The sequence below is a fragment of the Acidobacteriota bacterium genome (genome assembly GCA_034211275.1).
Lineage (GTDB): Bacteria > Acidobacteriota > Thermoanaerobaculia > Multivoradales > JAHZIX01 > JAGQSE01.
This window is the reverse complement of the sequence record JAXHTF010000184.1, coordinates 1-13,313: the sequence shown is the minus strand read 5'-3', so window position 1 is coordinate 13,313 and position 13,313 is coordinate 1. Positions and strand designations below refer to the sequence as shown.

Here is a 13,313-nt window from a genome sequence, read left to right as displayed (position 1 = left end):
GGGAGTACCCCGGCTTGCCGCGTAACCTCAACTCTTCGAACCGCCGGATGCGGACCCGCATGTCCGGTGGTGTGGGAGGGGACGGCCGGGGCGAATCCCGGCCGCCTCTATCCCGATTTGGAGTGGGGACTTTTGGAGTGGGGACTTCGCACGGTCTTGGGGCCCGGTGGGGGCCGCGCTGCCCGAGGACGGAACCCCCCAAGAAGGAAGGTTTCACGTGAAACATGGGTGCTGAGCTACCAGAGATTGGACAGCTGGACTTTGCGAGAGGGCTGCGCGATGCCGTAGCTCGGCTCCTCCCTGGGGATCAACGCGTCCCTGGAAATCAGCGCGTCCCTGGAAATCAAAGCGCCGCAGCTCCGCGAGTGCTTGCCGAGCGTAGCGACGCCTGTGCCGAAGCGCTGTGGCGTCACTACCAGGAGCTTCGCCGGTGGAACCGCCGCACCTCTCTGGTGGGCCCCGGCACCGCTGGGGAGGCATGGTCTCGGCACTACGGCGAAGCGCTGGCGGCAGTGCCGCTTCTCGTCGACGCCCTCTCCGCCTTCCCTTCTGCCCCGCGTCCGAACTTGGTCGACCTCGGCAGCGGCGCCGGCTTTCCCGGTTTCGTGCTGGCGGCAGCGTTGCCGGAGCTCGACGTCACCCTCGTCGATGCCCGCGAACGCAAATGGGCCTTCCTGCGCCATGCGGCCCGGCGAGCCGGTGTTCACTGTCACTGCCTGCAGCTCCGGGTGGATCTCCCCTTGCCGGAGGAGCTCCCGGCGCAGATCCACGTCCTCACTCTGCGCGCTCTCAAGCTGTCGCCGGAGGTGATGGCCCAGCTTGCGCACCGCATGCCCCGGGGGGCGCGGCTCTTGAGCTGGCAGAGCGGCACGGAGCCGCTGATCCCCCCTCCCCCACCCGCCGGGCGGAAGGCATCGGAGTCCGAGCCCCGGGGACCAGAACCCACGCCGAGATTTCGCCCAGGCCGGGTGATTCCCCTTCCCGGCAGCGAGCGGCGCTTCGTGGTGGAGTCGGTTCGAGAGGCCTGAAGAAATCGGCCTGAAGAAAGAGGGCCAAGAAGAGGGCTTGCGCGAACCTCGCCGCGGCCCCACTGCGGCCCCGCTGCGGCCCCGCCGCGGCCCCACTGCGGCCCCGCTGCGGCCCCGCCGCGGCCCCACTGTGGCCCCACTGGGGCCGCGAGCCCGACCGTCAGACCCCACCGCATCCTTTCCACAGCGGCTTTCGGCCGCCCCTGCGGCTCCTTGGAAGCCACCGCGGCAAGAGCTTGTAGGAAAGCGGCCAAAAGACTCCCCGCGGAGGCTCTCCCCGGGGTAGAATCGGCGGTCCTATGAGTCGAATCCTAGCGATCGTGAATCAGAAGGGCGGGGTCGGCAAGACCACCACCGCCATCAACCTCGGCGCAGCCCTTGGCGCGCTGGAGCATCGAGTGCTGCTGGTGGACTGCGACCCCCAGGGGAATGCCACCCGCGGGTTAGGCCAGGCAGCCCAGCCACCGCACCTCTACCATGCGCTGATCGAAGAGTGTAGCCCACAGGAGGCCATCCGGCCTTCGGGCTTCCCTCACCTCGACCTCTTGCCCTCGGACCGCAATCTGGTGGGCGTCGAGGTGGAATTCGTCGGGCAGGACGGCTGGGAACGCCGCCTGCGGCGTTTGTTGAAGTCGGTGGCAGCGGACTACGACTCGGTGCTCCTGGACTGCCCTCCCTCCCTCGGCCATCTGACCGTCAACGCCCTGGCGGCGGCGGACGAGGTCTTGGTGCCGCTGCAATGCGAATATTTCGCCCTCGAAGGCATCAGCGAGCTGATGGCTACGGTGCAGCGGGTCCAAGGCGGGATCAATCCCGAGCTGGGAATCAACGGCATCCTCCTCACCATGTACGATGACCGCACCAATCTGTCGAAGGATGTGGCGGAGGAGATCCGCAGCCACTTCACCGACAAGGTCTATCGCACGGTGGTGCCGCGCAACGTGCGCCTGGCCGAGGCGCCCAGCCATGGGCTGCCGATCTTCCAGTACGATATCCGCTGCCGAGGCGCCCGGGCCTATCTGGACCTGGCTCAGGAGTTTATCCACCGAGCCGCCTGAGCCCTAGCGGAGGCGGGGCCGAGGTTCCCTCCCCCGCTGCCTCGGTCCTTCAGTCCGGCCGAGCCAGCGACAGCAGACCGAATCGAGCAGGAGCAGTATGAGCACGAAACGACGCGGGTTGGGGCGCGGCCTCGACGCGCTATTGAAGGCTGAGCCGTCCACCGAGGAATCGGCGGAGACACCGTCCAGTGCACCACCCAGCGGCTTTCGGACCTTGATGGTTGGACAGCTGCAGCCCAATCGCTTCCAGCCACGCCACGACTTCGACACCGCCGACCTCGAGGAGCTGGCCGACTCCATCCGAGCCCAGGGAGTGGTGCAACCCATCGTGGTGGCCCCTCTTGGGGAGGACCGCTACTCCATCATCGCCGGCGAGCGTCGCTGGCGGGCATCCCAGCAGGCAGGCCTCCAGGAGGTTCCGGTGGTGGTGCGGGAGGTCTCCGGCGACCAGGAGTTGCTGGAGCTGGCCCTGGTGGAGAATCTCCAGCGCACCGACCTCAATCCGGTGGAAGAGGCGGAGGCCTATCGCTCCCTTCAGGACAGCTTTGGGCTGTCCCAGGAGCAGGTCGCCCAGCGTGTCGGCAAGGCCCGCTCGACCATCACCAACGGTCTGCGCTTGCTGCGCCTGGCTCCGGAAGTCCAGGATTTACTCCGCAGCGGCTCTCTCACCGCCGGCCAGGCTCGCCCCCTGCTCTCTCTTCCGACCGAGAAAGGGCAGGTGGAGCTGGCGCGGAAGGCGGTGGAAGAGGGGCTTTCCGCCCGTCAGCTGGAGAAGCTCGCCACCGCTTCCGAGAGCAAGAGCAAGAAGGCGGCGAAGGAGCCCGACGACGTGGAGGTCCACGCGGCGGCGGCGGCGGAGAAGCTCACCCGCAGTCTGCAGACCCCGGTGGACATCAAGCGCCGGGGCAAGGGTGGTATCGTCTCCATACGGTTTCATTCCGAGGAAGAGCTGATGCGGCTCTATGACCTCTTGATGGCGCGAGGGACAACAGAATGATCTTCAAGTCCGAGCCCCCCCAGGGCGACCTCAATGGCTTCTTGGACGCCGGCAGCAACGTGCAAGGAGATTTGCACTTCGAGAACACCTTCCGTATCGATGGCAAATTCACCGGCAAGATCGTTTCCGACGGAACTCTGGTGGTCGGCGAAGACGGCCGGCTGGAGGGCGAAGTCGAAGTCGGTCAGATCTTCGTCTCCGGCCGGGTCGACGGTCAGATCAAAGCTCAGCGGCGGGTACAGATCGCTCCCAACGGTCAAGTCTACGCCGATGTAGATACACCGACTCTGATGATCGAAGACGGCGCGCTCTTCGAAGGCCGCTGCACCATGAGCGCTCGCAAGGCGCACAAACCCTCCGCTCCCGGCCCCGCCGCCGTCACCCCCATCACGAGCCAGCAGAAATCCCAGCCGGCCAAGCAACAATCGCTGCCGGCTCAGCGCAAGTAGCCGTCTCCCGCCTCCTTCTTTCCGAGCCGAGCCGGCGCTCCTGCCCGCGGCGCGTCGGCTCATCCCTTCCGTCGCCTTGGCAGAGTCGCTCCGTTCAACGGCGCGGGCTCCCATCGCGACAGTTGACCCATTAACTATCCGCGTCCTATGCTTTCTCCATGAAGAATTCGAGTCAGCTGGGCCGCGAGCTCGGCATGAAGCGGCCGTTCTCCTCCCTGGGTCAAGAGGCGGCCTTGTCGGTGCTACACACAGCAGACCTGGTGCGCCGCCACCTCGCCCAAGCAGTGGAAGGCAGCGGGGTCACCCTCCAACAGTTCAACGTGCTGCGCATCCTCCGCGGTGCCGGGCCGGAGGGGCTCCCCACCCTCACCATCGCCGAGCGCATGATCGAGCATGCGCCGGGAATCACCCGGCTCATCGACCGCCTGGGCAAGAAAGGCTGGGTCGAACGCCGACGGGGAGTGGAGGATCGCCGCTGTGTGTACTGCACCATTACCGACGCCGGCCGCGAGATCCTCGAGGATCTCAGCCCGGCGGTGGAGGCGGCGGATAGCAGCGTGCTGGAAATGCTCGACGAAGCCGAGCAGCGACGGCTAGTGGAGCTATTGGACAAAGTTCGCGCCGCCGAAGAGCCCTAGCTCAGCTCAACGAAGGGGCGACTCGGCATATTGCTAGAGCCCACCGCCATGCTAGACACGGAAAGAGAAAAGAGCCGTGCGGGGCTCGAAGATCATTCCAGAAAAAAATGATTCTATCTGGTGGGGTTCAAGGCTTATGTAATTCCATAGGCGCAGGCCGCATAGTCCTACGGAAAAGCCTACCGATAGTGTCTCAAGGCATGAGTTCGCCATTGCTGTAAACCGTTGAGGCTAAAGAACTTGGCCTTGCTTCTGCCGGTATTTGGGCGTAGATTCCGGGGCATGGTTCCTATCGAGCATCTGGGGCGCGCACTGGCGATTCTCCGTGAGAAGCATGGTCGCACTCAGGAAGAGGTCGCTACGGCGGCGAGCGTCACACCATCGATGATCTCCAACTACGAACGCGGCAAGGAGAAGCCATCGCTGGATAGTCTTTGGAAGATCCTGCGGGCGATGAACTGCACCTTCATCGATCTCGAGGCCGCCCTGCGTCTGGTGCGCGGTGATGCCTTCCCGCTGCACTGCCAGAATTGGAGTGTCACTATCGACTCGCCGGAGTACGGGCTCATCGGCGGCGGTCGGCAGCCCGGCGAGATCTTCGATGCGGATCTCGATCTCAGCGGCCTGAAGGTCGGCGGCAAGCCGCTGTCGGTCGACGCAGAGCAGGCGATGCTGACCATGATGCAGCTGATGCTGCGTCTATTTACCGCCCTCGATCGGGACCCGCGGCAGCGGCAGGACGACCCCGACGACGGGCCCTGATTCCCAGCCTAACCCTCGCGGGGCTCTGCCTCGTGCCCCCTGCCGCTGCCCCTGCTGAAGTCCGAGTCCGCTCCCAGCTCCAGCTCTTCCACCACCAGCTCCAAGAACTCCGCCACCCCGGCGCTGTGGCGATTGGCCTGCACCACGAACCAGCCGCCGACACCGAGCACCAGAGCGATGGGAGCGAGGCCGATCAACCCGGGATAGCGGTGGGCGAAGAACGGTCCCACCATCGAGCCGAGGCCGGCGACGGCGGCGAGAAGGAGTAGCACCACCGACGGGCGGTGCAGGCGGTAGGCGCTCGATTCGGGCACGAAGCGCAGCTCTCCTCCACCTTCCAAGATCTCCAGACGGCCGCGTTCCTGACCGCGCCGGAGGCCGGCGGTCACTGGCAGGACGAGGATTCCGCCGCTGTCATCCCTCTGCCAGCGCGCTCCCCACAGCTCCGCGCTACGGCGCACCGCAGCCCACACGGCGCTCCGTTCCAAGGGGCCCCGGGCGCCCCCCGGCAACTCAATCTGCGGGTGCTTCATTTCTCGTTGCCAGCCTAGCGACCCAGCCCGGGGCTCAGGCCGCCTCCTCGACCTGGAGGAGGTCGAAGAAATCGTCCACTGCCTCCAAGAATGCCTCGGCATCCGGCAACGACTGGATTTGCCGGCGCAGACGCTGGCCCCCCGGCAGCCCATGGCCATACCAACCGGTGAAGGTGCGCAGCTTGTGGAGCGCGTGCTTCGGCTCCTCGCGCTCGATGACCGCCCGGAAGTGGTCGAGGATCAGCCGCCGCCGGTCTTCCAGGCTGGGCTCGGGCACCCGGCCGCCGGAGAGGCGGGCGGCGATCTGGCGGAAGATCCAGGGGTTGCGGGTGGCGCCCCGCCCCACCATTACGCCGTCACAACCGGTGGCGGCCATCATACGCACGGCGTCGTCGGGGGTGCGCACGTCACCATTGCCAATGACCGGAATCGACAAGTGCTCCTTGAGCCGCGCCAGCTCCTGCCACTGCGCTTCGCCGCGGTAGCCCTGGCGGGCGGTGCGGGCGTGCATGATCACCGCCTGCGCACCGTTGTCCTCGCAGATGCGGCCAAGGTCGAGGTAGTTCCGCCGCCGCTCGTCGAGGCCGAGGCGAAACTTCACCGTCAGCGGCAAGCTCACCGCCCGCCGAACCGAGCGGATGATCTCCTCCGCCAGCTTGAGGTCCCCCATCAGCGCCGCCCCGGCACAGCCTTTGAGAATCTTGTTGGCAGGGCAGCCCATGTTGATGTCGCACAGGTCCGGCTCCAGCTCCTCGACCACCCGCGCTGCTTCCGCCATGGTGGCGGCGTCGGAGCCATAGATCTGGATCGCCAGCGGTCGCTCCTCGTCGGCGAAGTGGGTCAACCGCCAGGCCCGCGGGTCTCCCTGCACCAGCGCCTTGGAAGGAAGGAACTCCATTGCCACCACGCCCACGCCGCCGATGCGCCGGACGATGAGCCGGAAGTCGCGGTCCGTCACCCCGGCCATGGGAGCCAGGAAAAGCGGTGGATCGACGGAGAGAGGGCCCAGATTCAACATGGCGGGTCTATTCTAACCATCTACAGCCCTGCCGGCGGGCACGGAGGACGATATGATCGCCGCCGTGGCCTGGTATAAAGAATGGTTCGGCGCGGACTATCTGCAGCTCTACTCCCATCGGGATCGACGGGAGGCGGCGGCCCATGTGGACTTTGTCGAGGGTCAGTTCGTCGCCGCCGGCGGCGAGCTACACCGGCCGGGGGCGGTGCTGGATTTGGCCTGCGGAGCCGGTCGGCATACCGAGGAATTGCTCCAGCGCGGCTATCCGGCCCTCGGCGTCGACCTCTCCCTGACTCTGCTGGCGCAGCGACCGGAGCTGCCGCGGGTGGGAGCGGATATGCGCAACCTACCCTTCGCCGCCGGCACCTTCGACTGGCTACTCAACTTCTTCACCTCCTTCGGATACTTCGAGCAGGAGCGAGAAAACTTCCGCGTCTTGGAGGAGGTGGTGCGGGTGCTGCGCCCCGGTGGCCGCTATCTCATCGACTTTCTCAACAGCGACTACGTGCGGGAGCATTTGCAGCCGCGGGAATGTGTGGAGAAGGAGGGGAGGTTGGTGAATATTGAGCGCTGGTACGATCCCGACGCTCGCCGCATCAACAAACGCATTCGAATTCTCGGCCCCGACGAGACCCCCAAAACCTTCTTGGAGAGCGTTCGGGCCTATAGCGCCGAAGAGGTGACCATCGGCCTGCGCTGGGCCGGCCTGGAGGTCGACCGGCTATTCGGCGGCTTCCAGGGAGAGAGCTTCCAGCATGACAGTGAACGACTCATCATCGTCGGAAAAAAACCAGCCTGAGGAGGCCGTGGGGCAGCGATCCCGGAGGTCCCTCGATCTACTCACCGGCGACCGGTTGGCTGCCATCCCCCAGGCCCTGGTTACCGGTTCCCACCACGACCTCCTCGATCCCCTGAGGCTGGTGGTCACCCCCGCCGACGCAAACGGCATCCGTCCCCCGGCCCAGGTGCCGGACCGCCGAGCTCTGGCCGCCGAGCTGGCGGAGTGCAACCAGGCCTACGGCCACCCCCGGGCTGCCGAGATGGCGCGCAAGCTCGAGGACCCGGAAACCCTGGTGGTGGTCACGGGCCAGCAGCCGGGACTCTTCGGTGGCCCCCTTTATGCTCTGTCCAAGGCGCTGGCCGCAGCCCGCTGGGCGGATTGGTTGTCCAGCCAGGGGCGGCCGGCGGTGGCGATCTTCTGGGTCGCCACCGAGGATCACGACTATCGAGAGGTGGCTCGGAGCACCTTCCTCACCCACGACGGGCTTCTCGACCTCGAGCTGGGGGACGACCGCTACCCCCTGCTGCCGGTGGGCATGCGCAACTTCGGTCCCGAGGTCACCACGGCCCTGGAGCAGCTCGCCGACGCCATTCCCGGCGACCGCTTCGCTGGCTGGGTGGAGACCCTGGGCCGCTGGTACAAGCCCGTGGCTCGTTTCGGCGAGGCCTTTCCGCGGCTCTTGATTCACCTGTTGGGGGAGCGCTCGCCGCTCATGCTGGACGCTCTGCTCCCCGCCCTCAAGCGGGCCCAGGGGCCGCTGATGCGGCGGCTGGTGGAGGTGCGGCAGGCTCTGGACCAGGCGCTGGCGGCGGCGGACGAGGCGGTGACGGCGGCGGGCTTCGACCTCCAGGTTCAGCCCCAGCCGGGAGTCAGCCCCCTTTTCGCCCTCCACGGGGTGGAGCGGCGGCGCATCGAATGGCTGGATGATGAGCGCTATCGTCTGCGCGGCGAGGAGGGTGAGGGCCGGCCGGTGAGCGACCTGCTCCAGGCTCTGGAGGACAATCCCAGCGCCATCAGCCCCGGGGTGCTGGCGCGGCCGGCGCTCCAGGACGCGGTGCTGGGCACCGCCCTCTCGGTGCTCGGCCCGGGGGAGGTCTCCTACATGGCCCAGGCTTCGGCGGTGCATCGCTTCCTCGGCCTCGACGGTCCCGCCACCACCCTGCGTCCCCAAACGCTGGTGCTGGAAAGCCGTCAGCTGCAGTGGATGGAAGAGCTGGACATCGGTCTCGAGGAGCTCCTGGGAGACCAGCGGGAGCTCGACCGGCGCCTAGCGGAGAACGCCGGAGTGGATTTCGTCACCCCGGTGGCGGAGCAGATCGGGGAGCTCCTGGACGGATTGAAGGATCCGGTCACGGAGGTCGAAGCCAACCTGGCCAAACCCCTCCAGCGCACCAAGGATCAGGCCCTCGGGGCCCTCGAGCAACTCGCCGGCAAGGTGGCGGCGGCGGCGGCTCGGGCCAACGAAGTCCAGCGCCGGCGGGTGGAGACCCTGCGCCAGACGGTGCTCCCCCACGGCACGCCCCAGGAACGGGTGCTCTCCACAGCTCACTTCCCGGGCAAATACCGCGACGCCCTGGTCGAGGCCTACTGGCAGCAACTGGAGCTCGACGGCCGGCGCCTGCAGGTGATCGAGCTATGAGCGACGAAGCATTGGATGTCCTCGCCATCGGCGCCCACCCCGACGACGCCGAGCTCGGCTGTGGCGGCACCCTGGCATTACTCGCCGCCCAGGGGCGCCGGGTCGGCCTGGCGCACTTGACCCACGGCGAGATGGGAACCCGGGGTACCGCCGAGGAGCGCCGCCGGGAGGCCGAAGGCGCCGCCCAGGCTCTGGGGGCGGTGAGCCTCGATTTTCTCGACTGCGGCGACGGTGGCCTGCGCACCGGACCGCAGGAGGAGGATGCGGTGATTCAGCTGCTGCGCCGCCGCCGGCCGCGGCTGGTCCTCGGCCCCTCGCCGTCGGATCGCCATCCGGACCACGGGCGGGCCCATCGGCTGGTGGCGGCGGCGGCTTTCTACGCCGGCCTGCGCCGCCGCGGCGACGGTTCGGCCCACCGGCCGGCGGCGGTCTTCAGCTACATGCAGCACAACCCCTTCGAGCCGCGGTTCATCGTCGACGTCACCAGTGCCTGGGAGACCAAGCTCGCCTCGCTTGCCTGCTACCGTAGCCAGCTGCACTTACAGGTCTCCGGGCAAGTCTCCGGACAAGTCTCCGGACAAGTCTCCGGAGAGGAAGCCTCCCCGAGCGACAGTGTGGATCGGGATCCGGCCTCCCAAGAGCCCGTGACCAAGGTCTCGACGCCGGAGTTCGCCCTTTCCGTCGAGGGGCGCGCCCGCCATTTTGGCCAGCTGATCGGAGCGGCCTTCGGCGAGCCCTTCTGGAGCACCCTGCCGCTGGCGGTGCGCGACCCGCTGACGGTTGTGCCGGGGGGAGTGCTGTGAAGGGAGGAACGCCATGAAGATCGGAATCAGCTGCTACCCCAGCTACGGTGGCTCCGGCGTGGTGGCCACCGAGCTGGCCATGGCCCTGGCCGCCGGCGGTGACGACGTCCACGTCATCAGCTACGCACCGCCTACCCGGCTCTCTCTCTTCGACGCCCACCTCTTCTACCACGAGGTCTTGGTGCCTCATTACCCGCTCTTCGAGTACCCGCCGTACTCCTTGGCGCTGGCCACCAAGATGGTGGAGATCGCCCGCCACCACCGCCTCGATCTGATGCACGTGCACTACGCCGTGCCCAATGCCGTGTCGGCGGTGCTGGCGAAGCAGATCCTCGCGCCCCAGCCGCTGCCGGTGGTCACGACCCTCCACGGCACCGACATCACCCTGGTGGGCAACGACCCCAACTACCTGGAAACCACTCGCTTCGGCATCGAGCAGAGCGATGCCGTCACCACCGTCTCCGAGGCCTTGCGACAGTCCACCCGTGAGCAGCTGTCGGTGGATCGCCCCATCGAAGTGGTGCCCAACTTCATCGACCCCCAGCGCTACGAGGCGGTGAAGGACCATCCCGGCGCCCGGCGCTGGGCCCATGAAGGCGAGAAGGTGATGGTGCACATCTCCAACTTCCGGCCGGTCAAGCGGGTGGCGGACGTGGTCAAGGTCTTCTCCCGGGTGCGCCGCTCCATCCCCTGCCGGCTGCTGCTGGTGGGCGACGGGCCGGAGCGTTCGCGGGTCGAGCAACAATGCCGCGAGCTGGGCAGCTGCGACAGCATCGTCTTCACCGGCAACCTGCCGGCGGTGGAGGAGGTCTTGGTGGGAGCCGACCTCTTCCTGCTGCCGTCGGAGACCGAGTCCTTCGGCCTCGCCGCCCTCGAAGCCCTGGCCTGCAAGGTGCCGGTGGTGGCCACCGCGGTGGGAGGATTACCGGAGGTGGTGAGCCACGGCGAGACCGGCTTCCTCTTCCCCGTCGGTGACGTCGACGCCATGGCCGCCGCCGCCCTCGAGCTGCTCACCGACGAGGAGCGGCACCGCAGCTTCGCAGAGACCGCCCGCCGGCAGGCCTTGGCGCGCTTCGAGCAGGCGGCGGTGGTGGCTCAATACCGCGATCTCTACCAGCGGGTCGTCGCGGGGCGGTGAGCTCCGACCCGGACTCCTCCGCCCATCGCGCCCCGGGGGCTTACCGAGCGCCCCGGCGAGCGGCGGAGGCAGAGTTGCGGGAGCGCAAATCCCGCTTCCTGGGGCTGCTCTTTCCCGTCACCGGCGAAGCGGCGGCTCAGGAGCGGCTCGAAGAGGTCCGGCGGTCCTATCCGGACGCCACCCATCACTGCTGGGCCTGGCGCCTAGGGGCCCGCGGTGACGAGCGTTCCAGCGACGACGGGGAGCCCGCCGGCACCGCTGGTTTGCCCATGCTGCAGGTGCTGCGGGGAGCTGAGCTGAGCGACGTGCTGGCGGTGGTGGTGCGCTGGTACGGCGGTATCAAGCTGGGCAAGGGTGGGTTGGCCCGCGCCTACGCCGAAGCCACTCGGCTGGCCCTGGAAGCGCTGCCCACGGTGTTGCGAGTGCCCACCGACCGGGTGCGCCTGGAACTCCCCTACGACCGCCTGGGGGCGGTCAAGCGGCTGGTCCATCCGCCGGCGGTGGAGCTGGTCGAGGAGAGCTACGGCGCCGCCGTGGAGTTGCTCCTCGCGGTCCACCGGCATCGCCGCCGGGAGCTGGAGGAGAACCTGGCGGAGCTGGGCCTGAGCGCCGCAGAGGAGGCCTCGAAGACGCCGCCGGAGGGCGGCTCTTCTTGAGAGCATCGGCACCGTTGTATAGACTGATCACTACTCTTTCGGATCGAAACACCTTGGATGGAACGTCCTTTGGAAGGAGCGTGCGCGATGAGTGAGAACCCAGAAACCCCCGGTGCACCCCCACCGCCACCCCCCAGCGACCCGCCGCCGGCTTCGCCCCCGCCGCCCCCGCCCGGCGGTGGTGTAGGAGGGAGCGCGCCGACGCCGTCCCAGAACACGCCGATGCTGGTCCTCTCCTACATTCCGCTTCTCTCTCTGATCCCGTTGTTGGGGGAAAAGGAAGATCCGGAACTCCAGTGGCACGCAAAGCACGGACTGGTTTTGACGGTCATGGACATCATAGTCATGTTTGCTTTTATGATCGTCAATTTTGCGCTGAACGCTGCTGGGCTCGATTGCCTGGGCTGCATCACGTATCTGCTTACTATGCTCGCTCTTTTCGCCCTTCATATCGCCTGTATCGTCAAGGCCGTGGGCGGGCAGCGCCTGATCATCCCTGGCGTCAGCCAATACGCGGATCGATTCTGATCTCGCCAATCGCCTTGGATGGCACGGGAAGCTGAGCCAACCCGCGCCGGCCGGCATCGTCAAGGGTGCCGGCCGGCGATCTCGTCTCGAGCCTCGAACCGGCACCTCGACCCTGATCGCTGACCACCGGAGATTCCGATGAACGAAGAGCAAGGCTTCCCGCCCCCGCCCCAACCGCCCCGGCCTCCTCAGCCCCCCATGCCGCCCCAGCCCCCCGGCCCGCCGGGAGAGCCACCGGCACCGCGGGCCCTGGAGCCCCTGCCGTGGGAAAATCGGGACCAGCTGGGCTTCGCCGGCGGCCTGGTGGAGACCATCAAGCTGCTGATCATGAATCCCGCGGAAGCCTTTCAGCGAGCGCGCCGCACCGGCGACTATGCGAGCCCGCTCTTCTTCGGCATCCTCGTGTGGTGGTTCAGCACCATGGTGGCCATGCTGTGGCAATTCCTGTTCAACAGCGCCTCCATGGCTCCCATGCTTCAGGGTATGGAGGACGCCGGGGTGGCCATCGCCGGAACCGGGGTGGCCCTGATCCTCATCGCCATTCTCGCGCCGGCCTTCGCCCTCATCAGTCTCTTCATCTGGGCCGGGATCCTGCATCTCTGTCTGATGATCGTCGGTGGTTTGGAGAGCTCGGAGACCGGCTTCGAGGGCACCCTGCGGGTGGTCTGCTACGGCAGCGTGGCGCAGCTGGCCTCCATCGTGCCCATCCTCGGGGGCTTCATCACCTTTGCGTGGCAAATCGTGCTCTTCGTCATCGGCTTCATCCACGTGCACCGCACCACCCAGGGCAAGTCGATTCTCGCCACGCTGCTGCCGCTCATCCTGTGCTGCGTGTGCATCATCGTCGTCGTGATGATCGCCGTCGGGGCCGGTGTCGGCGCCAGCAGCGGATTCTTCGAGTCGCTGCAATAGCCTACGGGCTCGGGGCCTGCCGCGAGCGGCGAGCACCGACCCTCCCCGGGACGCCATGAGCTCTGATCGTCAGCTGGGTCTGCTCTGGGGGACGGTGGCGGTGGTGCTGGTCTTGCTCTCGCCGCTGGCGGAGCTTCTGGCCGGTACTCTGCCGCAGTGCCCCTTCAAGACCCTCACCAGTCTGCCCTGCCCCGCCTGCGGTACCACCCGGGCGGCCCTGGCGCTGGCCCATTTCGACCCGGCGGCGGCGCTGCTGGTCCCAGGAGGTTGCCTTCGTAGGATATCGTAATTTTTTCCTCGGCCGGCAACGGCTGGCCGGTCAAAAAGGCGTCGATAGCCAGGGCCCCTTTCCGGCCGGCGCCGATGGCCTGCG

General features: G+C 67.3%; 16 protein-coding genes. 14 read left to right on the top strand and 2 right to left on the bottom strand.

Features of this window, described 5'->3' with window-relative positions:
- Positions 1-365: 365 nt before the first annotated feature.
- The 6 genes from SX243_20875 to SX243_20850 all read left to right on the top strand — a co-directional run bounded on the left by SX243_20875 (position 366) and on the right by SX243_20850 (position 4,932).
- Positions 366-1,028 (top strand): RsmG family class I SAM-dependent methyltransferase, encoded by a 663-nt coding sequence (locus SX243_20875; protein ID MDY7095439.1) that lies wholly within the window; start codon positions 366-368, stop codon positions 1,026-1,028.
- 299 nt (positions 1,029-1,327) lie between these two features.
- Positions 1,328-2,086: a ParA family protein gene (locus SX243_20870; GenBank protein ID MDY7095438.1), complete on the top strand. Its 759-nt coding sequence runs from the start codon at positions 1,328-1,330 to the stop codon at positions 2,084-2,086.
- A gap of 97 nt (positions 2,087-2,183) precedes the next feature.
- Positions 2,184-3,083 carry a ParB/RepB/Spo0J family partition protein gene (locus tag SX243_20865; protein ID MDY7095437.1) on the top strand — a complete coding sequence of 300 codons (900 nt, stop codon included), beginning with the start codon at positions 2,184-2,186 and terminating at the stop codon, positions 3,081-3,083.
- Positions 3,080-3,532, top strand: coding sequence for a polymer-forming cytoskeletal protein (locus tag SX243_20860; protein MDY7095436.1), 453 nt, complete (start codon positions 3,080-3,082; stop codon positions 3,530-3,532). Before SX243_20865 ends, SX243_20860 begins: the two co-directional genes overlap by 4 nt.
- Before the next feature lie 158 nt (positions 3,533-3,690).
- Positions 3,691-4,170, top strand: a complete 480-nt coding sequence (locus SX243_20855; GenBank protein ID MDY7095435.1) for a MarR family transcriptional regulator — start codon at positions 3,691-3,693, stop codon at positions 4,168-4,170.
- Between the two features lie 282 nt (positions 4,171-4,452).
- Positions 4,453-4,932: a helix-turn-helix transcriptional regulator gene (locus SX243_20850; protein MDY7095434.1), complete on the top strand. Its 480-nt coding sequence runs from the start codon at positions 4,453-4,455 to the stop codon at positions 4,930-4,932.
- 8 nt (positions 4,933-4,940) lie between these two features.
- Here SX243_20850 and SX243_20845 read toward each other — a convergent pair whose 3' ends face one another.
- Both SX243_20845 and dusB read right to left on the bottom strand, forming a co-directional pair.
- The gene (locus tag SX243_20845; protein MDY7095433.1) at positions 4,941-5,465 is read right to left on the bottom strand and encodes a hypothetical protein; all 525 of its coding nucleotides are present in this window, start codon (positions 5,463-5,465) and stop codon (positions 4,941-4,943) included.
- A 34-nt stretch (positions 5,466-5,499) separates the two neighbouring features.
- On the bottom strand, positions 5,500-6,483 hold the full coding sequence (gene dusB / locus SX243_20840; GenBank protein MDY7095432.1) for a tRNA dihydrouridine synthase DusB: 984 nt from the start codon (positions 6,481-6,483) through the stop codon (positions 5,500-5,502).
- A gap of 52 nt (positions 6,484-6,535) precedes the next feature.
- Here dusB and SX243_20835 point away from each other — a divergent pair, with 52 nt between their 5' ends.
- The 8 genes from SX243_20835 to SX243_20800 all read left to right on the top strand — a co-directional run bounded on the left by SX243_20835 (position 6,536) and on the right by SX243_20800 (position 13,229).
- A complete protein-coding gene (locus SX243_20835; GenBank protein MDY7095431.1) occupies positions 6,536-7,282 on the top strand; it encodes a class I SAM-dependent methyltransferase in 747 nt (248 codons plus the stop codon).
- 7 nt (positions 7,283-7,289) lie between these two features.
- Entirely contained in the window at positions 7,290-8,903 is a 1,614-nt protein-coding gene (gene bshC / locus SX243_20830) for a bacillithiol biosynthesis cysteine-adding enzyme BshC (protein ID MDY7095430.1), read from the top strand.
- Positions 8,900-9,706, top strand: a complete 807-nt coding sequence (gene bshB1 / locus SX243_20825) for a bacillithiol biosynthesis deacetylase BshB1 (protein ID MDY7095429.1) — start codon at positions 8,900-8,902, stop codon at positions 9,704-9,706. Before bshC ends, bshB1 begins: the two co-directional genes overlap by 4 nt.
- A gap of 13 nt (positions 9,707-9,719) precedes the next feature.
- Positions 9,720-10,844, top strand: coding sequence for an N-acetyl-alpha-D-glucosaminyl L-malate synthase BshA (gene bshA / locus SX243_20820; GenBank protein MDY7095428.1), 1,125 nt, complete (start codon positions 9,720-9,722; stop codon positions 10,842-10,844).
- Positions 10,841-11,500 (top strand): YigZ family protein, encoded by a 660-nt coding sequence (locus tag SX243_20815; protein MDY7095427.1) that lies wholly within the window; start codon positions 10,841-10,843, stop codon positions 11,498-11,500. The genes bshA and SX243_20815 overlap by 4 nt, the downstream gene beginning before the upstream one ends.
- Positions 11,501-11,722: 222 nt before the next feature.
- The gene (locus SX243_20810) at positions 11,723-12,028 is read left to right on the top strand and encodes a hypothetical protein (GenBank protein ID MDY7095426.1); all 306 of its coding nucleotides are present in this window, start codon (positions 11,723-11,725) and stop codon (positions 12,026-12,028) included.
- Positions 12,029-12,166: 138 nt separating this feature from the next.
- Positions 12,167-12,940, top strand: coding sequence for a YIP1 family protein (locus SX243_20805; protein MDY7095425.1), 774 nt, complete (start codon positions 12,167-12,169; stop codon positions 12,938-12,940).
- A 55-nt stretch (positions 12,941-12,995) separates the two neighbouring features.
- Positions 12,996-13,229, top strand: coding sequence for a DUF2752 domain-containing protein (locus tag SX243_20800; protein MDY7095424.1), 234 nt, complete (start codon positions 12,996-12,998; stop codon positions 13,227-13,229).
- Positions 13,230-13,313 lie beyond the last annotated feature (84 nt).